We start from the raw sequence: 25,870 nt of genomic DNA, 5'->3' as shown, positions 1-25,870 counted from the left end.
GAGAATGCCGTCAAGCTTTCCTTCGCGCATGCAGATGCGCGACAAGCCCTTGTGTGGAAGCGTCGCGACCGTCGCTGCTCTCCTCACCCGAAACCACCGGCAGAAGTTCGGTGGCAAGTTCCTTGCCAAGCTCCACGCCCCATTGATCGAAAGCATTGATGCCGAAAATCTGTGCTTCGACGAACACGCGGTGTTCATAAAGCGCTACCAGACGTCCCAGAGCAAACGGATCAAGCTTGTCATGAACCAGCGTCAACGAAGGGCGATTGCCCGAGAAAACGCGATGCGGAGCAATGCGTTCAACTTCGCTCTCCGGCAGGTTCTTCGCCTTCAACTGTGCCCGCGCTTCATCAAGGGTACGCCCCTTCATCAAGGCCTCGGACTGTGCAAGGCAATTCGCCAGCAACATTTCATGCTGATGGTCGAGGTGCTTTTCATGGCCCTTTGCCGCAACGATGAATTCGAGCGGAATGGTGTCGGTGCCCTGATGCAGAAGCTGGAAGAAAGCGTGCTGGCCGTTCGTGCCAGGTTCACCCCAAACAACCGGGCCTGTCGGACCGGAAACCGGCTTGCCATCGACCGTGACGCTCTTGCCATTCGACTCCATGTCCAACTGCTGCAGATAGGCTGGGAGACGGGCGAGACGCTGGTCGTATGGAATGATCGCACGGCTGCCATAACCACAGATCGCACGATGCCAGTAACCGATGAGACCCAGCCAGACGGCTAAGTTCTTTTCCAGCGGCGCATCTCGGAAATGCACATCCATTGAATGCGCACCTGCCAGAAACTTGCGGAAATCCTCCGGTCCAATCGCAATCATCACTGGCAGGCCGATGGCCGACCATACGGAATAACGTCCACCGACCCAGTCCCAGAAACCAAAGACCCGGTCTTCAGCAATGCCGAAGGCGGCAACCTTGTCCAATGCGGTTGAGACAGCAGCGAAATGAGCGCCCACAGCCGCTTCTCCAAGTGCATCTGCTACCCATTTACGCGCGGTCTGCGCGTTGGTCATTGTTTCGATGGTCGTGAACGTCTTGGAAGCGATGATGACAAGCGTTGTCGCAGGATCGAGAATGCCAAGCGTATCCGCAATATGAGCGCCGTCGATATTGGAGACGAAATGCGCACGCGGGCCATCATGATATGGGGAAAGAGCCAGAGTTGCCATGACCGGTCCGAGGTCGGACCCGCCAATGCCAATATTGACGATATCGGTGATCTTCTTTCCCGTCGCTCCCTTGATCGTGCCCGACCGAATGCCATCCGCAAATGCCGCCATACGGTCGAGCACTTCCTTCACGTCCGGTAAAACATTGTGTCCGTCAACAAGCACTTCCTTCGAGGAAGTGTCGCGCAGCGCGACATGGAGAACGGCACGGTCTTCCGTATTGTTGATGTGCTCACCCGCAAACATCGCCGCACGACGACCTTCGACATCGGCAGCAACGGCCAGTTCCTTGAGGAGCCCGATCGTCTCGTCATTGACCCGGCATTTTGACCAGTCGAACAGAAGGTCATCCAGGGATAGCGAATACCGCTCGAACCGGCCCGGGTCTGATTTGAACGCCGCGCGCATATCGTGCGGGGCCGAATCTGCCCAGTGCTTTTTAAGCTTTGCGACCGTTGCTTCAAGCTTCGTCGCGTCTCTTGCCATGATGCTACTCCCGAATCAAATCGATTTAATTGCGGACATTAAGCGTTTTAGAGAGGATTTGCGGCAAATAAATTACCGAACTTCCAATTTGGACAGAGTGTCATATACACCATATTGATCAATTTAGGGTGATCCACCTCGGAGTGAAGCATGGACCTGACCGGAGAAGAGCGGATTGCGGCACCACGCCAAGCAGTCTGGGATGCGTTGAACGACATTGAAACGCTGAAATCCTGCATTCCCGGTTGCGAAGATATAGAGCGCATTTCGGAAACAGAGATACGTGCCGCCCTCAAAGTGAGTTTCGGAATCCTGAAAGTCCGCTTCCACGGCATTCTGGAATTGTCGAATATGAAACCGCCTGTCTCCTATACGATCTCCGGCCATGGGGAAGGCTCTATAGCAGGGTTTGCGCACGGTGCGACCGATGTGCGCCTGGACGAAGATGGTGACGACACGATTTTATCCTACGCCATACGTGGCGATGCCGGTGGCAAGGTGGCACAGATCGGCACGAAATTGCTCGGCTCAGTCGCACGAAAAATCGCAGACCGCTTCTTTGCCAATATCGCAGAAGCGGCGTCGAACGCCGCCGCAAAAACGACCTGATACAGCTTCACTCTTATAAAGCTGCAACGGTGTTCCTTAACAATCCGGTATTCGATAATTCGCAATACTTCTTGAAAGCCCGCTGGCATGAAACCCAGAGACGTCGCGACCTATATTTTCCTTGCCGCAGCATGGGGACATTCGTTCCTCGTGGTGTTGCGCGTGGTCGAAGCCTTTGGCTGGGCCGGTGCGGTTGCCTTCCGCTCCTTCATTGCCGCCGGAACACTTTTTGCAATCGCGAAACTCTCCGGACGCAATCTTGATTTTCAGGCGGGCTGGAAACCCTTCGCCGTGGTTGGTGCAACCACCGTTGCGGGCCAGCTTATTGGCCTTTCCTACGGGACGCCGCTGATCGGCACCGCTATGGCCGCGATCTGCGTCGCATCCATTCCGCTTTTCTCGATGGTTATCAGCCAGCTCTGGGGTCTCGAACGCATCACCTCGCGCGGCCTCATCGGCCTGCTCCTCGGCGTGACCGGCATTGTGCTTCTGGTCGGCTTCCCGGCTGTTGCGGTTACGCCTGAATTTATCATGGGCTGTATTGCTGTGCTTTTCTCCTGCTTCTCGGCAGCTTTCGGCAGCAACTATGCAAGCCGTCGTCTTTCTACCACCGGCTCATGGGAAACCACCATCGGCGCATTCGTGTTTGGCGGCATATTGAGTTTGCCACTGATCTTGGCCGTTCCTGTGCCAGCCATGCCGGGGACGATTGATTTTGTGTATCTGCTGATTTCGGCATGCGTGATGAGTGCGCTTACCTATGTGCTTTATTTCAAACTGGTTGGAAATGTCGGGCCGACAAAAGCCATCAGTGTTGAATTCGTGGTAACGGTCATCGCGGTTCTCGTCGGTGCGGTGTTCCTCAAAGAACAGCTTTCCTTGATCCAGTTTGTCGGCGCTGCTGTCATTATCAGTGGCTGTGCTCTGGTGCTAAGCTCGCGCCCGGCACTACCCAAAGAATCCCAAACTTTCCCTGCCTCGGAAGCGACACCGGACGGCCTCAAGTCCGATCCGCTTTGATTTAACACTCTGAACAGCTGTCAAAGGCCCGCGCTTCCAAAGCCGGGCCTTTCTCTATTTCTAGTGCCTAACTCTCATAAATTGACCAGATGATAAAAAATTTGACCTTCCGTAAAAATCTGTCATCCTGTCATTAACGGGCATCAAACGACGGCAAAGATCGCAGCCCGGAACAACGTTCAAGGTGCGCAAAGGGAACCCGCGCCTGAACAAGCAAAAATGGGAGATGCGATCGATGAGATCAGCAGACAATTCGCCTATTGATGCAATTGATAATCCGGGACATGCGAACGGGCCTGACATTCATGGCTCGCGGCTGGAAAAGGCTGACTACGCGCATGTTTTCGATGATCTGCATCCGCCGCTGAACAAGCATGAAGCCCTCGTTGAATCTGACCGCTGCTATTATTGCTATGATGCGCCTTGCATGAATGCATGCCCGACCAGCATCGATATTCCGCGTTTCATCCGCCAGATTAACACTGGCAATGCAATCGGTGCGGCAAAGACCATTCTTTCAGAGAACATTCTGGGTGGCATGTGCGCCCGCGTTTGCCCGACAGAAACGCTTTGCGAAGAAGTGTGTGTGCGCGAAACGTCCGAAGGCAAGCCGGTCAAGATTGGCGAATTGCAGCGCTATGCCACCGATGTTCTGATGGAAACCGGCAATCACCCATTCAAGCGCGCGCCTGAAACCGGCAAGCACATCGCAATCGTTGGTGCCGGTCCGGCTGGTCTTTCTGCGGCGCATCGTCTTGCGATGCACGGTCATCAGGTGACGATTTTTGAAGCGCGGCCCAAGGGCGGCGGGCTCAACGAATATGGTATCGCCGCCTATAAGACGGTCAATAATTTCGCCCAGCGCGAACTGGAATTCGTGCTGAAAATCGGCGCGATCAATATTGAATACAATCAGACGCTCGGTCAGGACATCACGATTGAAGCCTTGAAATCTGGCTATGATGCAATTTTCCTCGGCATGGGCATGCCAGGCGTCAACGATCTGGCGCTTGCAGGCGAAGATGCGCCCAACGTGATCGATGCTGTCGATTACATCGCCAATCTGCGTCAGGCAAAAGACCTCTCGTCACTCCCCGTTGGCCGCAATGTTGTCGTTATCGGCGGCGGCATGACGGCGGTAGACGTCGCCATTCAGACCAAGAAGCTTGGCGCTGAAAACGTGACAATCGTTTATCGTCGCGGTCAGGAAAACATGAATGCCAGTGCCTATGAGCAGGAACTGGCACAGATTCATGGCGTGGTGATCCGTCATTGGTTGCAGCCGCATGCCCTTGAGCGGAATGAGGATGGCACGGTCAATGCCGTGGTCTTTGAATATACCGCTGCCGAGCACGGCAAGCTTTCCGGCACCGGCGAGTATCTCCTTCTTGAAGCCGATCAGGTGTTCAAGGCTATCGGCCAGAAGTTTGAACCCGAGCCAATTGCCGGGTCTGGCATCGGACTTTCCAAAGGGCGCATCAGCGTCGATGAAGATCGTCGCACATCCGTTGAGGGCATATGGGCAGGAGGCGACTGCGTTGCAGGTGGTCAGGATCTGACCGTTGCATCGGTGGAAGACGGCAAGGTTGCAGCAGAATCCATCCATGCGACGCTGACAAAACGTCCCGAAGCGATTGAAGGCTTTGCCGATGCGGTATTGTCGGGCGGCGCACTTCATGCGCCCTCCCCGTCTGCTTCGCGCGACCGCAGTGTGCCATTGGGCCAGGAACAGGGCTGAGGAGAGTAAATATGGCTGATCTTTCAACAAACTTCCTCGGCATTAAATCTCCGAACCCGTTCTGGCTGGCTTCGGCTCCACCGACCGACAAAGCTTACAATGTCGAACGGGCTTTCAAGGCTGGCTGGGGTGGCGTGGTCTGGAAAACGCTGGGGGCTGAAGGGCCGCCCGTCGTCAACGTCAATGGTCCGCGCTATGGCGCGATCCATGGTGCCGACCGGCGCCTGCTGGGTCTCAACAATATCGAGCTGATCACCGACCGGCCGCTGGAAGTGAACCTGCGTGAAATGAAAGAAGTGAAAATGCGCTGGCCCGACCGCGCATTGATCGCTTCGATCATGGTGCCATGCGAAGAAGAAGCGTGGAAAGCAATCCTGCCCCTGGTGGAAGAAACCGGTGCCGACGGCATCGAGCTGAACTTTGGCTGTCCGCACGGCATGAGCGAACGCGGCATGGGTGCGGCTGTCGGTCAGGTGCCGGAATATGTCGGGATGGTCGTGAAATGGTGCAAGCAATATAGCCGTATGCCGGTGATCACCAAGCTGACGCCGAACATCACCGATATTCGCAAGCCAGCGCGTGGCGCGAAAGAAAACGGCACCGATGCGGTATCGCTGATCAACACGATCAATTCGATTGTTTCGGTTGATTTGGACAGCATGTCGCCGGTGCCATCCATTGACGGTCGCGGCAGCCATGGCGGCTATTGCGGACCAGCGGTCAAGCCGATTGCGCTCAACATGGTGGCGGAAATTGCGCGCGATCCTGAAACCTATGGCCTGCCGATTTCAGGCATTGGCGGGATTACCACATGGCGCGATGCTGCGGAATTTATCGCGCTCGGCTGCGGCACGGTTCAGGTCTGTACCGCTGCTATGACCTATGGCTTCAAGGTCGTTGAAGAAATGATCGACGGTCTTTCCGACTGGATGGATAGTAAAGGCTATCAGACGCTGGACGATTTCCGCGGCATGGCTGTGGGGCATGTCAGCGACTGGCAGTATCTCAACCTCAATTATGTCACCAAGGCACGGATCGATCAGGATTCCTGCATCAAGTGCGGCCGTTGCCATATTGCCTGCGAAGATACTTCGCATCAGGCGATTACCAGTCTCGTGAACGGTGCGCGGCACTTTGAGGTGATCGATGAGGAATGCGTTGGCTGCAATCTTTGCGTCAATGTCTGCCCGGTCGAGGATTGCATCACCATGGAGCAGATCGGAGATTTCGATCCACGCACCAAGGCACCAATCCCGGCACAATATGCCAACTGGACGACCCATCCGAACAATCCGATGGCCGTGAAAGAGGCCGCCGAATAAAACAGAAACGCCGGGCAAAAACCGGCGTTTTCTTTTGCTGTATTTGTTTTTAACGGCTGACGCGTTTGCCTTTTTCCGGCTCGAACACATGGCTTGTTGCCTGATCAATCGCGATTGTCAGCACATCGCCCGGACGCACGGTCAGGCGCTCGCGGAACAGACAGGTAATCGGCTGATCGCCGAGCTTGCCCATGACCATGATTTCCGAACCGGTCGGCTCGACGATTTCGACCGTGACCGGAACGCCCTGCTCTGCGATCTTCATATGCTCAGGGCGCACACCATAAACAGCCTTGCCCGAAAGACTTGCATAATCGCCTTCCGGAAGCGGCATACGGAAGCCGCCGTCGGCCACAAACGAACCTTCTTCGATCTTGCCATTGACGAAGTTCATCGATGGTGAACCGATGAAGCCAGCCACAAACATGTTGGCCGGACGGTCATAAAGATCGAGCGGCGCGCCGATCTGTTCCACGAGGCCATCGCGCATGACGACGATCTTATCAGCCATGGTCATGGCTTCGATTTGATCGTGGGTCACGTAAATCGTGGTGGTCTTTAGGCGCTGATGCAGTCCCTTGATCTCACCGCGCATCTGCACGCGCAATTTAGCGTCGAGATTGGAGAGTGGTTCGTCAAACAGAAACACCTGCGGATCGCGAACAATCGCACGGCCCATGGCCACACGCTGGCGCTGACCGCCGGAAAGCTGGCGTGGAAAGCGGTCGAGCAGCTTGTTGAGGCCGAGGATTTCTGCTGCACGATTAACGCGGCTGTCGCGTTCTTCCTTCGGTGCATTTTTCAGCATGAGCGCGAAGCCCATATTGTCGGCCACCGTCATATGCGGGTAGAGCGCATAATTCTGGAACACCATGGCAATATCGCGCTCTTTAGCACGCAGGTCATTGACCACGCGCGGACCAATGGCGATTTCGCCGTCGCTGATTTCCTCAAGCCCTGCGATCATGCGCAGAAGCGTTGACTTGCCGCAGCCTGACGGGCCGACCAGCACGACAAATTCGCCGTCCTGAATATCCACGGACACGCCGTGCAATACGCCGACATTGCCATATTTCTTGATTGCATTTCGGATGGATACAGATGCCATCTTGAACCTCAACTCTTATTTGACGGCGCCTGCTGTCAGACCTGCAACGATCTGGCGCTGTGCGAAAACGGTTAGCAACAGGACCGGCAATGTGACCACGAGGGCTGCGGCGGCAAGCGGACCCCAGCTGACCTGTTCAAAGGACAGCATGTTGTAAACTGCGACCGGCAGGGTGCGTGTCTCGCGGCTTGCAAGCACGATGCCGAAAACGAAATTGTTCCACGAGAAGATCACCGCAAGGATGAGCGACACCACAACGCCGGGCTTGGCAATCGGAAGCGCTACCTTCATGAACACCTGCAATGAGGATGCACCATCGATAATGGCTGCTTCTTCAAGCTCCATCGGGGTCGTCTCGAAATAGCCGATCATGATCCAGATCACGATGGGAACAGTCACAACCAGATGGATGATGATCTGCGGCCAGAGCGTGCCGAGAAGGCCGAGCGTCTGGAACAGCAGAAACAGCGGGATCAGATAGGACAGGCCCGGCGTCATACGCGCAATCATAATGACGATTGCCGACTTGTTGGCGCGCAGACGTGCGATGCCGTAGCCCGCCGGAACACCAACCAGCAGTGCCAACAAAGTCGCTGTTCCGGTCACGAGAATACTGTTCCAGAAATAGAGCAGGAAATCGTTGGTCTCGAAAATCCCGGTATAGTTCGACCAGGCGAAGCGGTCGGGGATCAGGATGGGCGGATAGGCGCCGTTGTCGATTTCATATTTCAAGGAAAGCGACAGCATCCAGACGAAGAAGAAGATTGCGGGCGACACGATGATGAAAACCATGAGTGCCGTGCCAAGCTTTGAAAGAATTGACTTGCGTGCCATGGTCGGTCCTCACGAGTTCCATTTGGTTCGCTGGCGCAGGGCCAGAAGGATCATCGACATGGCGATAATGACAATGAAGAACACCACGGCAATCGCCGAACCATAGCCAATGTCGTAATAGGAAAACGCCACGTTATAGAGATAGATATTGATGGTTTCCGATGCCGTTCCGGGACCGCCCTGCGTCATCGCATAGATGATGTCGAAGCTTTTCAGCGCATCGATCGAGCGGATGATGACGGCCACCATGATAAAGGGCAGGATCATCGGAAGCGTGATATAGCGGAATTTCTGCCAGCCATTGGCACCATCGATTTCCGCACTTTCAAACGGATCGCGCGGCATGGAGGCAAGGCCACCCAGCACAATCAGCATGACCAGCGGCGTCCACTGCCAGGTTTCAACCAGCACCAGCGACGGGATAACCGTGCTCTGATTAAATATCCACTCCTGCGGGCCAATGCCGATCAGCGAGAGAAGATAGTTCAGCACACCGAGCTGCGGGTGATACATCATCGTCCAGACAAGGGCGACGGCAACCGGCGTTGCCATCATCGGCATGACGAAAATACCGCGCAACAGTCCGCGCATTGGCAGCTTGCTGTCAAAGACCAGCGCTGCAATCGTGCCCAATATCATCGGTGCCACGACCGAGAGAACCGTATAAACAAGCGTATGCCACATGGATTCCCAGAAGCGCATGTCGGCGGCAAGACGCAGATAGTTGTCGAAGCCGACAAAGCTCTGCTCACCGCCGAGCTGCCACTGGTTTGCACTCATCCAGAGTGTAAACACCCATGGGAAAACGATCACCGCCCCGACGGTAATCAAGGCTGGAAGAACGAACGGCCAGTAACTGGGCCGCAAGCGGCTCTTGCCAGTCTTGGTTGAGGAAGCTGCATTGGCAGCAGCTTCCGTTTTTGCACCTATCGGGGCGGCAGATGTCATTTTCCTTCGCTCCGTGCGAGGACCGGACGGAATTCTTCCGTCGCGCGTTTCATTTCAGTTTCTGCGTCAGCACCATTCAACAGATTGGTGAGGCCGACACCGATAATGTCGCGGAATTCCGTGACAGGCACGATGACTGGCAGGCAGAGCTGGCTGATCGGGGCAGACTTCGAGAGAGCTTCCACCCAGCCTTCCGGCATGGTGACACCCTTGCGCACGGCTTCATCATCGATGACCGACTTGCGGAACGGAACACCCGATCCCGACTGCAACAGGCGAGCGCCCATTTCCTTGGAAATGGCCCACTGGCAGTAAAGATAAGCGGCTTCCTTGTTCTTTGAAGCTTCGGTCACGCCGATACCGTCGCCGGTGGTCGGTGCGGCCTGTGCATTCGGGCCTGCTGGCATGACGCCATAGCCAACCTTACCGACAACGCGCGACTTGTTCGGGTCTTCGAGCGGTGGCGCAAAGCCGATACCGTCGAGCCACATGCCGACACGGCCCTGCAGGAAGTTCGACTGGCATTCAGCCCAGTTGAAGCCGGCAACACCGGGAGGTGCCGATTTGGTCATCAGGCGCTGATAGAGCTTAGCTGCTTCAACGCCTTCGGCTGAATCCGTCTGGACATTGCCATCGGCATCCACCGACTGCTTGCCATAACCGAGCAGGAGGCTGGTATAGACCGGCGCATTGGCATTCTTCATGCCGCGTGCAACAAAACCATAGGTTCTGGTTGATGGATCAGTCAGCGCTTCGGCGGTTGTGACCAGTTCTTCAAACGTCTTAGGGAATTCAAGACCCTTCTCCGCGAAGAGGTCCTTGTTCCAGTAGATGATCCAGTAATCAACCGAGAACGGCAGCGCGCCGAAGCGGCCATTGGCATCCTTGGCGAAGGTCAGACCGGCGCTTGCAAAATCATCTTCTGTGAGTGATGCATCGGTCAGCGTCGGGTCTTTCAGAAACGGGTTGAGGTCGGCAAGCCAGCCACCCTTTTCAAATTGACGCTTCTGAACGTGATAGCTGATGTGAATAACGTCGAAGCTTGGACGACCGGACGTCAGCTCGATCACCGCTTTCTGGCGCTGCTGCTGTTCCGGCATCTGCTCGGAATTGACCTTGATGCCGGTGAGCTCTTCGAATTCCTTCTGATATTTCTGAAGGATTTCGCCGCGCGGGCTCTTGATAAGATTTACTTCAAGCGTGGTGCCAGCATATTTCTTCCAGTCAACGGTCGACTGCGCGAAAGATGGGCTGATGCCCGTGACACCCGAGGCGGCGATGGCCGCTGTTCCCGCCAGAAACTGACGACGTGTTGGACGTAATAGATTCATTACATGCTCCTCCCCTATGGCTTCTTGGCCCTATCATTCTTCCGGCCCGGCAACTCCTCTTGCGCGGCCCTGGTTGTTAAATCTGCAAAGCCAGCTTCCGTGCATTGTTGATGTGAACGGCGATGGCATCCATGGCTGTCTGCGGATCGCGTGTTTCGATTGCAGCAAGCACAGCGAGATGCTCCTGCATGACCGGGATAACACGCCCGGTGATACGGAAGCGCTCCTGATTGATCAGGCGCATCTTGATCGTATTGGTCTGGTAAGCACGCCAGATGATCTCATTATCGAGCGAGCCGACAATTGTGTCGTGCAGGCTCCAGTCGATATTCTGCGCCCGCTCTTCGAGCTCTGGTGTTTCGCCCTCATTCATTGCGCGATTGAGCGTCTCTTCATGCTCGGCACGCAGCGAACGCAACAGCTCGTCGGAAGCCGATTGACAGAAAATCGCAATCGACTCCTTTTCGATGAAAAGGCGGAACTGAAACGCTTCGCGGATCAGATTGAGGTCGATATGAGCGATCTGAAGCCCGCGCTGCGGCACGGTCTTGATAAGACCTTCCGCCTCAAGGCGCGGGATCAGTTCGCGGATCGCACCCAGTGGCAAACCCGTCATGGTGACGAGCTGGCGCTGCGAAACGAACTGGCCCGGATGAAAATCACGCGCCAGCAAATGCTGGGTGAAGCTCTGATAAGCCTTATCCCGCAATTTTACTGGTTCGTTGTGATCGTCTGCCAAAGCCAGTCCCCTCTTAGTCCCGTTTGCTTATGCCGCCCTTAAGCTGCTTTTGCCATATGCAAACGGTCGAATACACTGCCGATTGCATCGAAATCCGCATCATTCAGTAAAATCAGCGGTGCACGTACGCGACGCCACTCCTTGTCACCCGTATGACGCGCCACCATGGCCTTGACCGCAGGCGTTACCGGATAGTTCAGCAATTGCTGTACTGCGCCGACCAGTTCGGCATCGTCCTGACCGTCGTTGATCATGCGCAGAAGGCGATCTGGGAACAGATTGGCCATGCCGGAAATCGCACCCTGCCCACCGAGACGCACACCGGCTGCAAGATCACGCTCATCGCCGATCAGGATCGCAATGTCCTTGTGGGCGGCAAGCAACTTTTCCGTATAGGCCCAGTTACCGGACGAATCCTTCACGCCGATGATGATGTCACCGAAAGTTGCGCGCAGGCGACCGATGAGATCGACCGACAGTTCAACAGCCGTCACCGACGGAATATTGTAGAGAATGATGCTGCGGGCATTACTGCCCAGACCTTTGAACACCGCTGAAAACCAGTTGAACAGACCTTCGTCGGAGAGATTCTTGAAATAGGAAGGCGGCGCCAGAAGAATAGCCTTGCAGCCGCGACGCAGGGCATCACCTGCCTGCAGGACCGCATCGGCAATCGAATTTTCCATGACGCCGACAACAATGTTCGAAGCCGGGAAACCCTGCGCAATGAAGGCGTCGAGAAGTGCTGCGCGCTCAGCATCGGCAATCGATGCCCCTTCGCCAGTGGTGCCAAATAAGGTTACGCTTGAGCAGCCGCTGTCGAGGCGTGCGAGAGCGTGCTTCAGTGCACGGCCGACATCGATTTTGCCATCTGCATCGAATGGCGTCGTAAGCGCTGCAGAGAGCCCAAAGCGCTCCTGCCCTGAATGATTATGCGCCAAAACTGGCTCCTCCCAAATTTGAACTTTAAGCTTGCACATACTAACATGTTAGTAAAGAGTCAATTCGGGTTCAGTGTGCAATCTCATGATTTTGGAAGAACCTGGGAGAAAGTAGAATTCGAGCGCTGACCTCTCCTTCCCTCATCCTGAGGAGCTGTTGAAAACAGCGTCTCGAAGGACGAGGGAAAATGAACCAAATGCCTCCCCTCGTCCTTCGACACGGTGCTTCGCACCGGCTCAGGATGAGGGAGGGGACGACAGGAGACGTTCAATTTATCGGACTGGAACAACGCCGGTTTCGATGAAAGAAAGAACTTCTGTTTTGCTTGGCGAACCGGCACGTCCGCCGAAGCGCGCGCATTTGATGGCGGCGGAAGCATTGGCAAAGCGGATGATGTCGGTCATCGGCTTCCCTTCCACCAGACCATGCGCGAAAGCGCCATGGAAGACGTCGCCCGCGGCCAGCGTATCGACTGCATTAACCTTGAAGCCCGCCACATGGGAAACAGGCTTGCCAGCACCCTCAGTCCAATAGCAGCCATCTGCGCCAGCCGTGACGGATGTGAAAACATCATAGCGGTTGCTAAGAATACGGACGCATTCGTGCAGATCCGTCGTGCCCGTGACGCTGATTGCAGCGGGTTCCGACGCAACAATATGGGTTGCAAGCGGTAGCAGCGTTTCCAGCAATTCGACAGGCGCGGTATCGGCATCCAGAATCGCCGGAATACCGGCATCGCGAGCCGCACGCAGCGCCGTTTCCGCAGCCCACGGCCAGCGCACATCGGTCATAACAGCCGCATAGGCTCCCGCCACAATCGGCGGCACCAGATCAGACGGGCTTGCAAGCTTGCGATCATAAAAGGGCACAATGATGCGTTCGCCATTTGCATCGACAAGGATTGAAGAGAAGGCCGTGCGTGCGCCTTCCAGCCGCCGGATATAGGAACAATCAATGCCTTCGGCTTCCAGTTCGGCGACGGCGCGATCGCCCACCGGATCAGTCCCCGCAGAAGCCCAGAGCGCCACGTCGCCGCCAAGCCGGGCAATCGCGGCAGCGGCGCTCGAGGCCATGCCAGCTGCAATCTCGACCGCTTCGCGCGGCAGATATTTGCCTGCCTGTTCGGGAAGCGTGTCGAGGCGGAAAATGGTGTCCATTGTGAGGGCACCGACACAGAGAATTTTGGAAGTCATGATCAGGAAATGAGGCCTTCCGAGCGAAGCATGTTCCAGAATTCATCCGGAATCGACTGCTCGAACCAGACCACATTTTGCCTGATCTGTTCAGGTGAACGGACGCCAATCAGAATGGAGCTGACGGCCTCATGCCTCAACGGAAACTGCATGGCAGCAGCGGCAAGCGGCACATGATACTCATCGCAAATATCATGCAGGCGATTGGTGCGCGCAATGATGTCGGCAGGTGCATCGGCATAGTCGAACTTCTGTTCGCCGCCGCGCGGTGCCGCGAGAATTCCTGAATTGAACACACCGGCGATTACCAGTGCCATGCCGCGCTTTTGTGCCAGCGGCAGGAATTCTTTTTCAGAAACCTGATCGAGCAGCGAATAGCGCCCAGCCAGAAGCGAGCAATCAAGATCAGCTTCTTCCAGCGCATCGCGAATGATCTGCCATTCGTTCACACCAAGACCAAAGCCCTTGATATTACCTGCCGCGCGCAACTCGGTCAGCGCACGGAAGCCGCCCCCCTTGGTCAGCGCATTCCAGTGAAGCTCGTGTCTGTCGCCATGGGTCACACGGCCAATATCGTGGACATAAAGCAGATCGATTTCAGGAAAGCCGAGGCGCTGTTGGCTGTCATCGAAGCTGCGCATGACGCCATCATAGCTGTAATCGAAAACCTCACGGAAATTGAGGCCATTATGCCAGCCCGAATCGAGCGGATTCTTTGGCGGCGATGGTGGCAGCGTGCGACCAGCACGCTCATTGGTCATCAGACGCCCGACTTTGGTGGAAATGACGGCGCGCTCGGGTTTTTCACGCAGCATATCGCCAAGAAGGTGCTCGCATCGGCCATAGCCATACATCGGCGCACTGTCGAAATAACGGATACCGCTGCCCCAACCAGCTTCCAGCAAAGCGTCCGCATCAGCACGCGAAACCGGCGCATACAGTCCGCCCAAAGGCGCGGTTCCCAGACCAAGCGCGGTTACAGTCAAACCAGTTCGGCCAAGCGTCCGCTTTTCGGATGCCTTCAATTGCATGGGTATCTCCTCGATCGCGGCATGCAGCATGCCGCACTCCTTTTTCAGCGCGTCTTATCCAAAAACCGCTTCACACTTTTTGGGACGCGCCGCCTCTTCCAGCGATTGATAGGAGCAAGCTTGCCGAAGCGCAATCGGAAAAGCATGCGCATGCAAACAGTCTATTCACTCGCAAATAAACCGCGCTTGACAGTCTCGAATTCCTGTCGATATTACTATGATGTCAGACCAATTTAAGAACCAATAAGGGAACCGGCTCTGACCTGATTGCGCGTTGAGACTCTGGGCTGATCTCTGGGTCAATCTGTGAAATGGAGGCAGAATGAAAGATCGCAGGCTGCTGCAGATAGCACCGTTACCGCCGATGGATCGCGCCCGGCAGGTAACAGATGCGCTCGCCAATTACATCGCGACAGCGCAGCTTCAGGCCGGAGATCGCCTTCCCGCCGAACGTGAATTGATGACCGCGCTGGCCGTGGGGCGCTCCACCATTCGCGAAGCAATCCGGCACTTTCAGGCGCTGGGTGTGATCGAAGCCCGCAAAGGTAGCGGCACCTATCTGCTCAAGCCGATTTCGGCGGCAACCATTCATATGCCGCTTTCATTCGACCCCGCGCAATTGCGCGATGCATTGCTGCAATCGCTTGAAGTGCGCCGTGGCATCGAAGCCGAGGCCAGCATGGTCGCCGCCCGCAAACGCACGGCGGAAGACCTCGTCATCATCGAACGCAATCTCAATGAGATGGAGCGCGTTCATATCGCGGAAGGCACGTCAGGCCCGGAAGATCTGGCGTTTCATCTCGCCATTTACGACGCGACCCATAATCCGCTTTTCAGACAATTGCTCGAACAGATGCGCGAAGCCTTCTTGCACTTCTGGGATCATCCGTTTGAGCGGATCGACTTCGCGCGGCGGACCTTTCCGTTCCACCGCACGCTCTTTAACGCCATCGTGGCTCAGGACCCTGAAGCCGCACGGCAGGAAACACTCAAGATCCTCGACATTGTCGAGGAAGACATCAAGGAAATGTCCAAATGACCGACGGGATGGATCCGCTGGATTTCGCAGCGCTTACGGTTGCTCATGATGAAAGCAATGCCTACGACGCCGTGGTTCCACCCATCGTGCAGACCTCGCTTTTCACCTTCCCCAGCTATGACGACATGGTCGCCTCTTATCGCGGCGAAAAGGTTCGCCCGATCTACACACGCGGCCTCAACCCGACCGTGCGGGCATTTGAAGAAATGCTGGCAAAACTTGAAGGCGGCGAAGACGCGCTGGGCTTTGCCAGCGGCATGGCTGCCATCTCTTCAAGTGTGCTGGCCTTCGTCAATCCCGGTGATCGCATCGTTGCGGTACGTCATGTCTACCCGGATGCATTCCGCCTGTTTGGCACCATTATGAAGCGTATGCAGGTGCAGGTAGACTACGTCGATGGCCGCGACGAGGAAGCGGTTGCAAAAGCCCTGCCCGGTGCAAAGCTCTTCTACATGGAAAGCCCGACGAGCTGGGTCATGGAAGCCCATGATGTCGGTGCCCTGGCAGCGATTGCCAGGCAGCATGGCGTGCTGAGCATCATCGACAACAGCTGGGCCAGCCCGATCTTCCAGCGCCCACTGTCGCTTGGCGTTGATCTCGTCGTGCATTCGGCATCGAAATATCTCGGTGGCCATAGCGATGTCGTGGCCGGTGTCGTGACCGGATCGAAAGCCCTGATCAATACAATCCGCGCAGAAACCTATCCATATCTCGGCGGCAAGCTTTCACCGTTTGATGCGTGGCTTCTGGTGCGTGGCATGCGCACTTTGCCGACGCGCATGAAGGCGCACGAGGCTTCGGCACTGGAAATTGCAAAGCGTCTTCAGGCACTGGATGTGGTTGAAACCGTCTGCCACCCGGCACTTGCCAATCGTCTGCCTGCGGGTCTCAAGGGCACGTCCGGTCTGTTCTCGGTCATCTTTCGGGAAGGCGTGAACATTCGCGAATTCTGCAATCATCTCGATCTGTTCAAGCTCGGCGTGAGCTGGGGCGGTCATGAAAGCCTGATCGTGCCGGGCGAAGTCGTGCTGCAGCAGAAAGCACAGCCAAATTCGGCACATACGTTCGGCATCGACCCGCGCTCCGTGCGCCTGCATGTCGGACTGGAAGGAACGGAAGCGCTGTGGCGGGATATTGAAGGAGCGCTCGCAGCATCGACCGAATAACGAAAATCCAGTGAGGAGCAATAAGGGGAACTGCAATGAAAAAACTAATAGCAGCCGCATTCGCAACCATGCTTTTGAGCGGTACGGCGCTTGCCGATACCACTCTGAAGCTTGTTGAAGTCATCACCAGCCCGGAACGCACCAAGACGCTTGAATCCATCGTTGCCAAGTTTGAGGCAGCCAATCCGGGTACCAAGGTCGAAATCATCTCGCTGCCATGGGGCGAATCCTTCCAGAAATTCGCAACCATGGTTTCGGCTGGTGAAATTCCCGATGTCATGGAAATGCCGGACACCTGGGTTTCGCTCTATGCCAACAATGGAATGCTGGAAAACCTCGAGCCATATCTCGAAAAGTGGGAAACCACGCCAGACCTGACCGAGCGCGCACTTGAGCTTGGCCGCAGTGTCAACAACACAGCCTATACGCTGCCTTACGGCTTCTATCTGAACGCCATGTTCTACAACAAGAAGCTGCTGTCTGAGGCTGGTGTGTCCGAGCCGCCAAAGACGATGGACGAATTTGTCGAAGCCTCCAAAAAGATCGCAGCCCTTCCCGGCAAGTCCGGCTTCTGTATGCGTGGTGGCCCCGGTGGTCTCAATGGCTGGGTGATTTTTGCTGCATCCATGGCCGGTGACAATAAGTTCTTCAACGAAGACGGCACCTCGACCATGAACAGCGAAGGCTGGAAAAAGGGCATCACCTGGATGGTCGATCTCTACAAGAACGGCCTTGCACCGAAGGACAGCGTCAACTGGGGCTTCAACGAAACCGTCGCCGGTTTCTATAGCGGCACCTGCGCCTTCCTCAACCAAGATCCAGATGCGCTGATCGCCATTGCCGAACGCATGAAGCCGGAAGATTTCGGCGTCACCATCATGCCAAAGGGCCCGGATGGCAAAACCTTCCCGACCATCGGTTTTGCCGGCTGGTCGATGATGAGCGGTAGCCAGAACAAGGACCTCTCCTGGAAGCTGATCTCGATGCTTGAAGGTCCGGAAGGCAATATCGAATGGAACAAGCGCACCGGTGCATTGCCGGTTCTTAAATCTGCTCAGAACGATCCGTTCTATAGCGGCGAGCAGTTCAAGGGCTGGTTCGATGAACTGGCTGACAAGAACGTCGTTCCAACCGTCATGCCGACCTATCTGGAAGAATTTGCCTTCTTCAAGGATTCGCTCGTCATCAAGACCTCGCAGGAAGCGCTTCTCGGCGACATCACGCCAGATCAGCTGGCCGACCAATGGGCAGAATATCTGACCAAGGCACAGCAGAAGCACCTTTCAAAGCAATAGCACCATGAACAGCTTGCAGGCGTGGAAGACCGCGCCTGCAAAGCGAATGATGCAGCCCCGCGAAGGGAAAAATGATGAACGACACCGCTTCCATAAAGGCCCCGGTGCACAACGACGTGCCAAGACAGGATCGCCGCAGTTTTCTGCAGCGACTTGCGCACGCCTCCGAACCTTATCTCTACAGCGCCCCCGCACTGATCCTCATCGGCGCCATCATGCTGGTTCCGCTGGTCCTCGGCGTCTCCTATGCCTTTCGCGACATTCAGTTACTTAACCCGTTTTCGGGTGGCTATGTAGGGCTTGATCATTTCCGCGAACTTGCGACGGATCAGGCTTTCTATCGTTCTTTGAAGAACACACTCTGGTGGACCGGCTGTTCGGTGCTGCTGCAATTCGTGTTCGGGCTTATTCTTGCCCTGCTGCTCGACAAGCCATTCGCCGGACGCGGCATTGCGCAGGCATTGATCTTTCTACCATGGGCTGTACCGACATTCCTCACCGGCCTTAACTGGGCGTGGCTGTTCAATCCGGTGATCGGTCCGCTGCCGCACTGGCTACATGCAATCGGCATTCTGAGCGCACCAGACAACATCCTGTCCGACCCCAATCTGGCCATGTGGGGCATCATTACCGCCGGTGTATGGTGGGGTATTCCGTTCTTTGCCATCACCATGCTGGCCGCTTTGCAGGCCATCCCCCGCGATCTTTATGAAGCAGCAGCGATTGATGGCGCTGGCCCCGTGCAGCGTTTTCTCTCGATCACGCTTCCATATCTCGCGCCAACCATGGCTATCACCATTTTGCTGCGCACCGTCTGGATTGCCAACAGTGCCGATCTGATTGTCGTGATGACCGGTGGCGGCCCTGCCGACCGGACACAGATCGTCGCCAGCTACATCTTCACGCAGGCCTTCAAACGGCTCGATTTCGGCTATGCCTCGGCAATTGCGATGGTCCTGCTTGTCCTGCTGATGGTCTATTCAATGCTCATCGTGCTGTTGCGCCAGACGCTGCTGAACAAGGATTGAGGCCATGACAAACCGTAAACTCCTCCTTGTCGGCGCGCATTGCATTGCCATTCTGCTGTTCGTCCTGTTCGCGCTGTTTCCGATCTTCTGGCTGGTGAAGGTTTCCGTCACGCCCAATGATCTGCTTTACAGCGAAGGCGTACGGCTCTGGCCATCGCGCATGACGTTCGATCACTTCAGCCATGTTTTGAATAACAGCTCATTTCCGCTGTTCTTCCGCAACAGCCTGATCGTATCCGGCTCAACCGCCATCATCGTTACGCTACTGGCATCGCTCTCCGGCTATGCGCTGTCACGTTTCAATTTCCGTGCAAAATACTGGATTGTGGCGCTGATGCTGCTGACGCAGATGTTCCCGCTCGTGATGCTGATCGCGCCGATCTACAAGATCATGGCACCGCTCGGTCTCACCAACAGCCTGATCGGCCTCATCATCGTCTATTCGGCATTCAATGTGCCTTTTGCAACCTTCCTGATGCAATCGTTCTTCGACGGCATTCCGAAGGATCTCGAAGAAGCCGCCAAGATCGACGGCGCAACGCAGTTCATGGCTTTCCGCCAGATCATTCTGCCGCTGACCCTGCCCGGTATTGCTGCAACGCTCGGCTTTGTTTTCACCGCAGCGTGGAGCGAGCTTCTGTTCGCGCTGATGCTGATTTCCGGCAATGATTCAGCCACGTTCCCGGTCGGGCTTTTGAGCTTCGTCTCAAAGTTCTCGGTCGATTTCGGACAGATGATGGCAGCGGGCGTGCTCGCGCTGATCCCGGCCTGTCTCTTCTTCTTCCTCATTCAACGATATCTCGTGCAGGGCCTCACGGCTGGCGCGGTCAAAGGCTGAAAGGATTTTTCCCTATGGCTTCCATCGATATTCAGTCAGTCCGCAAAAGCTATGGCGAACATGCTGTTCTGCACGGCGTTGACCTTGAGATCAAAGATGGCGAATTCATCGTGCTGGTCGGCCCGTCAGGCTGTGGCAAATCCACATTGCTGCGCATGATTGCAGGCCTTGAAGACATCACTGCCGGTCAGGTGCAGATCAGTGGCAAGCGCGTCAATGAGCTGGCACCCAAAGATCGCGATATTGCGATGGTGTTTCAGTCCTATGCGCTCTACCCGCATATGAGTGTCGCCGACAATATGAGCTACAGTATGCGGCTGCGCAAAACGCCGAAAGAAAAGATCGCAAGCGCCATCAAATCGACCGCCGCCAAACTTGGCCTTGAGCCTTTGCTGGAACGTCGACCGAAGGCGCTTTCCGGTGGCCAACGCCAGCGCGTTGCAATGGGTCGCGCCATTGTGCGTCAGCCAAAGGCCTTCCTCTTTGACGAGCCGCTTTCCAACCTCGATGCGCGCCTGCGCGAGCAGATGCGTGCCGAAATCAAGCAACTGCATGGTGAGCTGAAAGCCACATCCATTTATGTGACACATGACCAGATCGAAGCCATGACTCTGGCCGACCGTATCGTCGCCATGCATGGTGGTGTGGTGCAGCAGGTCGGCTCTCCACTTGAGCTTTATGACCACCCGGCCAATCTCTTCGTGGCAGGTTTCATCGGCTCACCCGCCATGAACTTCCTCGATGTGACCTATCTTGAACAGGATGGTGGCCCGCGTCTGAAACTCAAAGACGGCACGCTCATCGCATTGCCGCAGCCCGTAAAACTCAAGGATGGCGCGAACGCCACGCTTGGCATTCGTCCAGAGCATGTGCATATCGAGAATTCAGCAGGCCTGACGGCTGATGTCGATTTGGTCGAGCCGACCGGCTTCGGCATTATTCTGCATCTCAGCCTGCACGGGTTGCCGTTCAAGATTTTCACACTGGATCGCGATGCGCTTCATGCGCAGGGCTCCATTCAGGTGAGCTTCCCGGCACAGCACCTGCATCTTTTCGATGGCGAAGGAAATCGCGTCGAGAGCGCTTAAACTGCATCCAAAAACCGCGCCTGAATGCTCTGTGAAAGCAGGGCAACAGGGCGGCTTTGATCGCCAGCTTTGAGCCAGATCAGCTCTTCAATCTCGCTGGAAGCGGCAGGCACCTGCCCTTCCTTCAGCGTGAGGTGAAACAGCTCGGCTTCAACTGTGGAATCAAGTTCATTGGCTGCAGGCGCTGACATTTTCGCAGCATAGCTTAACTGGTCCTCGTCAATGCGAATGCCAAGCTCTTCCTCGATTTCGCGGATAAGGGCTGTTTCAGGCTGCTCGCCTGCATCGATCTTGCCGCCAGGCTGAAAAAAAAATTCGCTGCCGCGCTTGCGCACGAGGAGGAAACGGCCCGCTTCATCACGGACAATGGCTGCTGCAATAAGAATCGTTTTCATGATGCCGAATTTTCGTTTCGTGGGCGGATGCCGTCAAGAATAATGGCACTCACCGCTTTGGCCGTCTCATCATAAAAACCGGCCTCCTCCGACCGCCTGCCGAGAACGGCCCCGACCTGCACGGAAAAATCCGAATAGTGCTGCGTTACCGCCCATATGGTGAAAATCAGATGATAAGGATCGACCGGAGCCAAGCGTTTTTCAGCAATCCATCGATGAATGACTGCCGCTTTTTCATCGACCAACTGCTTCAGGTGCCCTTTGAGAAAGTCAGAAATCGCCGGAGCGCCATGCAGTATCTCATTGGCGAAAAGGCGCGAAGCCTCCGGTTTCTTCGCCGACATTTCAAGCTTCACAGCAATGTAGCGCCGCAATTCTTCCAGCGGATCACCGTCCGGATTAATGTGTTCGAAAGGCTCCAGCCAGGTGGCAAGCGTATCTTCCAGCACGGTCACATAAATATTCTGCTTGCGCGGGAAGTAATAAAGCAGGTTTGGCTTCGACATGCCTGCCTTCTCGGCGATCTGGTCGACCGTCGAACCTCGAAAGCCATAAGCGGAAAAAACCTCCAGCGCTGCATCGAGGATAAGCCTGCGATTTATACCCTGAATGCGCGTCGCGCCTTCCGACTTGTCGTTCGACATCTTCTCGTTTTCAACCGTGTCGGTCCGTGAGTCTGAAGGAGCTGTGGCCATTTGACACCTTTCAGCAGTGTAGAATTTTTCAAAAGCGCTTGACCATATTCAAACGCTCTTCTAGCCTGCAATTTGACCAACTAGTCAAGTTTTTGCCCGCAAGGCAAGAATATTGTGGCCAAAGAGCCGGGTCGTGGGAACATATATTGGCGGGTGGATACGGGCTAGAAGTATAATGGCCCGAATTTAAACGCACATACATAATGCGGAGGCAGAGCGCATGGTGCTCACCAGCAATCTTAGAGTCAATGGCGATCGTCTTTGGGACAGTCTGATGGACATGGCCCAGATCGGCCCCGGTGTGCGCGGTGGCAATAACCGCCAGACCTTGACCGATGAGGACGGCGAAGGCCGCAAACTGTTTCAGAGCTGGTGCGAAAAATCCGGACTTTCCATGGGCGTGGACACGATGGGGAACATGTTCTTCCTCCGCCCCGGCGAAGATGCCGACGCCGATCCGGTCTATATGGGCAGCCATCTCGACACGCAGCCGACGGGTGGTAAATTCGATGGCGTGCTGGGCGTGCTCGGCGGCCTCGAAGTCATGCGCACGCTCAACGATATGAATATCAAGACAAAGCGGCCAATCGTCGTCGTCAACTGGACGAATGAGGAAGGCACGCGATTTGCCCCAGCGATGCTCTCATCCGGTGTTTTTGCCGGTGTCCACGAGCAGGACTGGGCCTATCAGCGCACCGACGCCAAAGGCAAGAAATTCGGAGACGAACTGGAGCGCATCGGCTGGAAAGGCGATGAACCGGTCGGGCAGCGCAAAATCCATGCGATGTTCGAGCTTCATATCGAACAGGGACCAATCCTTGAAGTTGAGCACAAGGATATCGGTGTTGTCACGCACGGTCAGGGGCTGTGGTGGCTGCAGGTGACCTTGACCGGCAAGGAGGCGCATACCGGCTCTACGCCTATGAAGATGCGCAAGAATGCGAGCCTTGGCCTCGGCAAGATGCTGCAACTCGTCAACGAAATCGCCATGTCCCACCAGCCGGATGCGGTTGGCGGTGTCGGCCATATCGACGTTTCACCCAATTCACGCAATGTGCTTCCGGGCCAGATCGTTTTCACTGTGGATTTCCGTTCGCCCAACCAGGATGTGCTGGATGACATGAAAACGCGGTTTGAAAAGGAAGCGCCGAAGATTGCCGCAGAACTGGACATCGGCATCGAGATTGAGGTGGCCGGACATTTCGACCCGGTGACCTTTGATGATGGTTGTGTGGTGGCGATCCGCAATGCGGCAGAGCGACTTGGCTACAGCCATCGCAACATCGTTTCCGGCGCAGGCCACGATGCCTGCTGGGTCAATCGCGTCGCACCAACGGCCATGGTCATGTGCCCATGCGTGGACGGGCTCAGCCACAATGAAGACGAGGATATTTCGAAGGAATGGGCGTCGGCGGGAACCGACGTGCTTCTGCATGCGGTATTGGAGACTGCTGAAATTGTAAGCTGATTTCACAACCATCCACTACTGCTACTGTTCGCAACAAAACCAAAAAGGGGAACGACGAACAATGGCAAAGGTCATCAAAGGCGGAACCGTCATCACGGCTGACCGCACCTTTAAAGCCGATGTTCTCATCGAAGGCGAAAAGATTGTTGCTGTCGGCGACAATCTCTCCGGCGATGAAGTCATAGATGCATCCGGCTGTTATATCATGCCGGGTGGCATCGACCCGCACACCCATCTGCAAATGCCCTTCATGGGGACCTATTCTTCCGACGATTTCGATACCGGAACTGCGGCCGCCCTTTCCGGCGGCACGACGATGGTGGTCGATTTCGTGCTGCCGGATTCCGAAGGTAACCTGCTCGACGCGCTTCAGGAGTGGTTCCAGAAGGCTGGCAAGGCGCGCACCGATTATTCGTTCCACATGGCGATTACCGGCTGGAACGAGCGCACGTTCAACGAAATGGCCGAGGTGGTGAAGCGCGGCATCAACACCTTCAAACACTTCATGGCCTATAAGGGCGCGTTGATGGTGAATGATGACGAGATGTTCGCGTCGTTCCAGCGTTGTGCTGAACTGGGCGCCATGCCGCTCGTCCATGCTGAAAACGGCGATATCGTTGCGCAGCTGCAGGCTAAACTGATGGCCGAAGGTAATGACGGACCAGAAGCCCATGCCTATTCACGTCCGCCGGAAGTGGAGGGTGAAGCAACCAATCGCGCGATCATGATTGCCGATCAGGCAGGCGTTCCGCTCTATGTCGTGCATGTTTCCTGCGAACAGAGCCATGAAGCGATCCGCCGCGCCCGCCAGAAAGGCATGCGGGTTTATGGCGAGCCGCTGATCCAGCATCTGACGTTGGATGAAAGCGAATATCACAACCGCGACTGGGATTATGCCGCACGCCGCGTGATGTCGCCGCCATTCCGCGATAAGGTCAATCAGGATAGTCTTTGGGCGGGTCTGGCATCCGGTAGTCTGCAAGTTGTGGCGACTGATCACTGCGCCTTTACCACCGAGCAGAAGCGCAATGGCATTGGCAATTTCACCAAGATTCCGAACGGCACTGGCGGGCTTGAAGAGCGACTTCCAGTGCTCTGGACACGCGGCGTTCGCACCGGTCGTCTGACACCCAATGAATTTGTGGCTGTCACCTCCACCAATATTGCGAAGATCCTCAATATCTATCCACAAAAGGGTGCGATCCTGCCGGGTGCTGATGCCGATATTATCATCTGGGACCCGGAGGCCACCAAAAAGGTCTCCGCCAAGACGCAGCATTCTGCCATTGATTACAATGTCTTTGAGGGTTTTGAGCTGAAAGGTCTGCCGATCAAGACATTCTCGCGCGGCCGTCTCGCCTTTGACAAGGGGCACGTGACTGCACAACCGGGTGACGGTCGTTTCGTTGAACGCGAGCCAAATGGTGCGGTCAACCGGGCCCTGTCGCAGTGGAAAGAAATCGTTGCGCCGCGCAAGGTGGAACGCAGCGCCGAACATATGCCGATAGGGGTCTGAGACATGGCCATCGTCCAGCTTCGGGAACCGCGCATGAACTTGAATGACAGCATGGCCCCGGAGAGGGGCGAGGCAAATGCGCAGACAGTGATCAACATCAAAGACTTGTCGCTCGTCTTCGAGACGAATGACGGACCTGTCCATGCGCTGTCCAATATTGATCTTGCCGTCAAGCGCGGCGAGTTCGTTTCCTTCATCGGACCTTCGGGATGCGGCAAGACTACCTTGATGCGCGTCGTGGCCGATCTGGAGCAACCGACATCAGGTTCTGTCACGGTCAACGGCAAAACACCGGAGCAAGCCCGCCTCGACCGGTCCTATGGTTATGTATTTCAGGCGGCCGCTCTGTTTCCGTGGCGCACCATCGAAGACAATATCAGCCTGCCGCTGGAGATTATGGGGTTCTCCAAGGCAGAAAGGCGCGAGCGGATCGAAAAGAACCTCGCGCTCGTCAATCTCTCAGGCTTTGACAAAAAATATCCCTGGCAGCTTTCCGGCGGCATGCAACAGCGCGCATCGATAGCCCGCGCATTATCATTCGATCCTGATATGCTGCTGATGGACGAGCCCTTCGGCGCTCTGGACGAAATCGTGCGCGATCATCTCAACGAACAGCTTCTCAAGCTTTGGGCAGCAACCCGCAAAACAGTGATTTTCGTCACACACTCGATCCCGGAAGCGGTGTTTCTCTCAACCAAGATCGTTGTCATGAGCCCGCGCCCAGGCCGCATTCATGAAATCATCGATTGCGATCTTGGCCCGGACAGACCACTTGAAATCAGGGAGTCCGAAGCGTTCCTGAAAATTGCCCACCGCGTCCGTGAGGGTTTGCGTTTGGGACACATCCATGAATAAGGGCACTTTTCA

General features: G+C 55.8%; 24 protein-coding genes. 13 read left to right on the top strand and 11 right to left on the bottom strand.

What is annotated here, in order from left to right:
• Positions 1-10: 10 nt before the first annotated feature.
• Entirely contained in the window at positions 11-1,660 is a 1,650-nt protein-coding gene (gene pgi, locus ABDF71_RS03140) for a glucose-6-phosphate isomerase (RefSeq protein ID WP_151662709.1), read from the bottom strand.
• A 150-nt stretch (positions 1,661-1,810) separates the two neighbouring features.
• On the opposite strand from pgi, the gene ABDF71_RS03135 reads away from it, so the two are divergent.
• The 4 genes from ABDF71_RS03135 to preA all read left to right on the top strand — a co-directional run bounded on the left by ABDF71_RS03135 (position 1,811) and on the right by preA (position 6,349).
• Complete coding sequence (locus tag ABDF71_RS03135; RefSeq protein ID WP_071631937.1) at positions 1,811-2,269, top strand: SRPBCC family protein; 459 nt, start codon at positions 1,811-1,813, stop codon at positions 2,267-2,269.
• 87 nt (positions 2,270-2,356) lie between these two features.
• Positions 2,357-3,289, top strand: coding sequence for a DMT family transporter (locus tag ABDF71_RS03130; protein ID WP_151614989.1), 933 nt, complete (start codon positions 2,357-2,359; stop codon positions 3,287-3,289).
• A gap of 226 nt (positions 3,290-3,515) precedes the next feature.
• The gene (locus ABDF71_RS03125; RefSeq protein ID WP_192800205.1) at positions 3,516-5,027 is read left to right on the top strand and encodes an NAD(P)-dependent oxidoreductase; all 1,512 of its coding nucleotides are present in this window, start codon (positions 3,516-3,518) and stop codon (positions 5,025-5,027) included.
• Positions 5,028-5,038: 11 nt separating this feature from the next.
• Positions 5,039-6,349 (top strand): NAD-dependent dihydropyrimidine dehydrogenase subunit PreA, encoded by a 1,311-nt coding sequence (gene preA / locus ABDF71_RS03120; protein WP_010658188.1) that lies wholly within the window; start codon positions 5,039-5,041, stop codon positions 6,347-6,349.
• Positions 6,350-6,398: 49 nt separating this feature from the next.
• On the opposite strand, the gene ABDF71_RS03115 is transcribed toward preA, so the two are convergent.
• The 8 genes from ABDF71_RS03115 to ABDF71_RS03080 form a co-directional block, all read right to left on the bottom strand.
• Entirely contained in the window at positions 6,399-7,457 is a 1,059-nt protein-coding gene (locus ABDF71_RS03115) for an ABC transporter ATP-binding protein (RefSeq protein WP_043062417.1), read from the bottom strand.
• Positions 7,458-7,472: 15 nt separating this feature from the next.
• Entirely contained in the window at positions 7,473-8,291 is an 819-nt protein-coding gene (locus tag ABDF71_RS03110; protein WP_040129952.1) for a carbohydrate ABC transporter permease, read from the bottom strand.
• Positions 8,292-8,300: 9 nt separating this feature from the next.
• Positions 8,301-9,239 carry a carbohydrate ABC transporter permease gene (locus tag ABDF71_RS03105; protein WP_040129954.1) on the bottom strand — a complete coding sequence of 313 codons (939 nt, stop codon included), beginning with the start codon at positions 9,237-9,239 and terminating at the stop codon, positions 8,301-8,303.
• On the bottom strand, positions 9,236-10,570 hold the full coding sequence (locus tag ABDF71_RS03100) for an ABC transporter substrate-binding protein (RefSeq protein WP_151662707.1): 1,335 nt from the start codon (positions 10,568-10,570) through the stop codon (positions 9,236-9,238). The genes ABDF71_RS03105 and ABDF71_RS03100 overlap by 4 nt, the downstream gene beginning before the upstream one ends.
• A gap of 76 nt (positions 10,571-10,646) precedes the next feature.
• Positions 10,647-11,309: a GntR family transcriptional regulator gene (locus ABDF71_RS03095; protein WP_029925772.1), complete on the bottom strand. Its 663-nt coding sequence runs from the start codon at positions 11,307-11,309 to the stop codon at positions 10,647-10,649.
• Between the two features lie 38 nt (positions 11,310-11,347).
• A complete protein-coding gene (locus ABDF71_RS03090; protein ID WP_151662706.1) occupies positions 11,348-12,250 on the bottom strand; it encodes a dihydrodipicolinate synthase family protein in 903 nt (300 codons plus the stop codon).
• Positions 12,251-12,523: 273 nt separating this feature from the next.
• Entirely contained in the window at positions 12,524-13,444 is a 921-nt protein-coding gene (locus tag ABDF71_RS03085) for a PfkB family carbohydrate kinase (RefSeq protein WP_010658181.1), read from the bottom strand.
• Between the two features lie 2 nt (positions 13,445-13,446).
• Positions 13,447-14,475 carry an aldo/keto reductase gene (locus ABDF71_RS03080; protein ID WP_029925777.1) on the bottom strand — a complete coding sequence of 343 codons (1,029 nt, stop codon included), beginning with the start codon at positions 14,473-14,475 and terminating at the stop codon, positions 13,447-13,449.
• A 322-nt stretch (positions 14,476-14,797) separates the two neighbouring features.
• On the opposite strand from ABDF71_RS03080, the gene ABDF71_RS03075 reads away from it, so the two are divergent.
• The 6 genes from ABDF71_RS03075 to ABDF71_RS03050 all read left to right on the top strand — a co-directional run bounded on the left by ABDF71_RS03075 (position 14,798) and on the right by ABDF71_RS03050 (position 20,929).
• Positions 14,798-15,514 carry a FadR/GntR family transcriptional regulator gene (locus ABDF71_RS03075; RefSeq protein WP_012090683.1) on the top strand — a complete coding sequence of 239 codons (717 nt, stop codon included), beginning with the start codon at positions 14,798-14,800 and terminating at the stop codon, positions 15,512-15,514.
• Positions 15,511-16,680, top strand: a complete 1,170-nt coding sequence (locus ABDF71_RS03070) for a PLP-dependent transferase (RefSeq protein WP_010658178.1) — start codon at positions 15,511-15,513, stop codon at positions 16,678-16,680. The genes ABDF71_RS03075 and ABDF71_RS03070 overlap by 4 nt, the downstream gene beginning before the upstream one ends.
• A gap of 35 nt (positions 16,681-16,715) precedes the next feature.
• On the top strand, positions 16,716-17,975 hold the full coding sequence (locus ABDF71_RS03065) for an ABC transporter substrate-binding protein (protein WP_010658177.1): 1,260 nt from the start codon (positions 16,716-16,718) through the stop codon (positions 17,973-17,975).
• Positions 17,976-18,049: 74 nt separating this feature from the next.
• A complete protein-coding gene (locus ABDF71_RS03060; protein WP_012090682.1) occupies positions 18,050-19,003 on the top strand; it encodes a carbohydrate ABC transporter permease in 954 nt (317 codons plus the stop codon).
• A 4-nt stretch (positions 19,004-19,007) separates the two neighbouring features.
• Positions 19,008-19,841, top strand: coding sequence for a carbohydrate ABC transporter permease (locus tag ABDF71_RS03055; protein WP_151662704.1), 834 nt, complete (start codon positions 19,008-19,010; stop codon positions 19,839-19,841).
• 14 nt (positions 19,842-19,855) lie between these two features.
• Positions 19,856-20,929: an ABC transporter ATP-binding protein gene (locus tag ABDF71_RS03050; protein ID WP_151662703.1), complete on the top strand. Its 1,074-nt coding sequence runs from the start codon at positions 19,856-19,858 to the stop codon at positions 20,927-20,929.
• Here ABDF71_RS03050 and ABDF71_RS03045 read toward each other — a convergent pair.
• The gene (locus tag ABDF71_RS03045) at positions 20,926-21,324 is read right to left on the bottom strand and encodes an NUDIX hydrolase (protein WP_040129961.1); all 399 of its coding nucleotides are present in this window, start codon (positions 21,322-21,324) and stop codon (positions 20,926-20,928) included. The genes ABDF71_RS03050 and ABDF71_RS03045 overlap by 4 nt on opposite strands.
• Positions 21,321-22,019 (bottom strand): HTH-type transcriptional regulator RutR, encoded by a 699-nt coding sequence (gene rutR, locus ABDF71_RS03040; RefSeq protein ID WP_029375875.1) that lies wholly within the window; start codon positions 22,017-22,019, stop codon positions 21,321-21,323. The genes ABDF71_RS03045 and rutR overlap by 4 nt, the downstream gene beginning before the upstream one ends.
• Before the next feature lie 220 nt (positions 22,020-22,239).
• On the opposite strand from rutR, the gene ABDF71_RS03035 reads away from it, so the two are divergent.
• The 3 genes from ABDF71_RS03035 to ABDF71_RS03025 all read left to right on the top strand — a co-directional run bounded on the left by ABDF71_RS03035 (position 22,240) and on the right by ABDF71_RS03025 (position 25,858).
• Positions 22,240-23,487, top strand: coding sequence for a Zn-dependent hydrolase (locus ABDF71_RS03035; protein ID WP_010658171.1), 1,248 nt, complete (start codon positions 22,240-22,242; stop codon positions 23,485-23,487).
• Between the two features lie 61 nt (positions 23,488-23,548).
• Positions 23,549-25,003, top strand: coding sequence for a dihydropyrimidinase (gene hydA, locus ABDF71_RS03030; RefSeq protein WP_151662702.1), 1,455 nt, complete (start codon positions 23,549-23,551; stop codon positions 25,001-25,003).
• A 51-nt stretch (positions 25,004-25,054) separates the two neighbouring features.
• Positions 25,055-25,858 (top strand): ABC transporter ATP-binding protein, encoded by an 804-nt coding sequence (locus ABDF71_RS03025; RefSeq protein WP_439710616.1) that lies wholly within the window; start codon positions 25,055-25,057, stop codon positions 25,856-25,858.
• Positions 25,859-25,870: the final 12 nt, after the last annotated feature.

Origin of the sequence: Ochrobactrum sp. WV_118_8 (assembly GCF_039631535.1) — a bacterium.
Taxonomy (GTDB): domain Bacteria; phylum Pseudomonadota; class Alphaproteobacteria; order Rhizobiales; family Rhizobiaceae; genus Brucella; species Brucella anthropi.
The sequence above is the reverse complement of the archived record's forward strand: the minus strand, read 5'-3'. Positions and strand labels throughout refer to the sequence as shown.

What these genes read in the sequence shown, in the direction of transcription:
- ABDF71_RS03065 (WP_010658177.1), top strand. Translation starts at nt 16,716, where the DNA reads ATGAAAAAACTAATAGCAGCCGCATTCGCAACCATGCTTTTGAGCGGT.
- ABDF71_RS03100 (WP_151662707.1), bottom strand. Translation starts at nt 10,570, where the DNA reads ATGAATCTATTACGTCCAACACGTCGTCAGTTTCTGGCGGGAACAGCG.
- ABDF71_RS03060 (WP_012090682.1), top strand. Translation starts at nt 18,050, where the DNA reads ATGAACGACACCGCTTCCATAAAGGCCCCGGTGCACAACGACGTGCCA.
- ABDF71_RS03055 (WP_151662704.1), top strand. Translation starts at nt 19,008, where the DNA reads ATGACAAACCGTAAACTCCTCCTTGTCGGCGCGCATTGCATTGCCATT.
- ABDF71_RS03125 (WP_192800205.1), top strand. Translation starts at nt 3,516, where the DNA reads ATGCGATCGATGAGATCAGCAGACAATTCGCCTATTGATGCAATTGAT.
- ABDF71_RS03115 (WP_043062417.1), bottom strand. Translation starts at nt 7,457, where the DNA reads ATGGCATCTGTATCCATCCGAAATGCAATCAAGAAATATGGCAATGTC.
- ABDF71_RS03105 (WP_040129954.1), bottom strand. Translation starts at nt 9,239, where the DNA reads ATGACATCTGCCGCCCCGATAGGTGCAAAAACGGAAGCTGCTGCCAAT.
- ABDF71_RS03130 (WP_151614989.1), top strand. Translation starts at nt 2,357, where the DNA reads ATGAAACCCAGAGACGTCGCGACCTATATTTTCCTTGCCGCAGCATGG.
- ABDF71_RS03045 (WP_040129961.1), bottom strand. Translation starts at nt 21,324, where the DNA reads ATGAAAACGATTCTTATTGCAGCAGCCATTGTCCGTGATGAAGCGGGC.
- ABDF71_RS03025 (WP_439710616.1), top strand. Translation starts at nt 25,055, where the DNA reads ATGGCCCCGGAGAGGGGCGAGGCAAATGCGCAGACAGTGATCAACATC.
- ABDF71_RS03070 (WP_010658178.1), top strand. Translation starts at nt 15,511, where the DNA reads ATGACCGACGGGATGGATCCGCTGGATTTCGCAGCGCTTACGGTTGCT.
- ABDF71_RS03080 (WP_029925777.1), bottom strand. Translation starts at nt 14,475, where the DNA reads ATGCAATTGAAGGCATCCGAAAAGCGGACGCTTGGCCGAACTGGTTTG.
- preA (WP_010658188.1), top strand. Translation starts at nt 5,039, where the DNA reads ATGGCTGATCTTTCAACAAACTTCCTCGGCATTAAATCTCCGAACCCG.
- ABDF71_RS03135 (WP_071631937.1), top strand. Translation starts at nt 1,811, where the DNA reads ATGGACCTGACCGGAGAAGAGCGGATTGCGGCACCACGCCAAGCAGTC.
- ABDF71_RS03085 (WP_010658181.1), bottom strand. Translation starts at nt 13,444, where the DNA reads ATGACTTCCAAAATTCTCTGTGTCGGTGCCCTCACAATGGACACCATT.
- ABDF71_RS03110 (WP_040129952.1), bottom strand. Translation starts at nt 8,291, where the DNA reads ATGGCACGCAAGTCAATTCTTTCAAAGCTTGGCACGGCACTCATGGTT.
- ABDF71_RS03035 (WP_010658171.1), top strand. Translation starts at nt 22,240, where the DNA reads ATGGTGCTCACCAGCAATCTTAGAGTCAATGGCGATCGTCTTTGGGAC.
- hydA (WP_151662702.1), top strand. Translation starts at nt 23,549, where the DNA reads ATGGCAAAGGTCATCAAAGGCGGAACCGTCATCACGGCTGACCGCACC.
- pgi (WP_151662709.1), bottom strand. Translation starts at nt 1,660, where the DNA reads ATGGCAAGAGACGCGACGAAGCTTGAAGCAACGGTCGCAAAGCTTAAA.
- ABDF71_RS03075 (WP_012090683.1), top strand. Translation starts at nt 14,798, where the DNA reads ATGAAAGATCGCAGGCTGCTGCAGATAGCACCGTTACCGCCGATGGAT.
- rutR (WP_029375875.1), bottom strand. Translation starts at nt 22,019, where the DNA reads ATGGCCACAGCTCCTTCAGACTCACGGACCGACACGGTTGAAAACGAG.
- ABDF71_RS03050 (WP_151662703.1), top strand. Translation starts at nt 19,856, where the DNA reads ATGGCTTCCATCGATATTCAGTCAGTCCGCAAAAGCTATGGCGAACAT.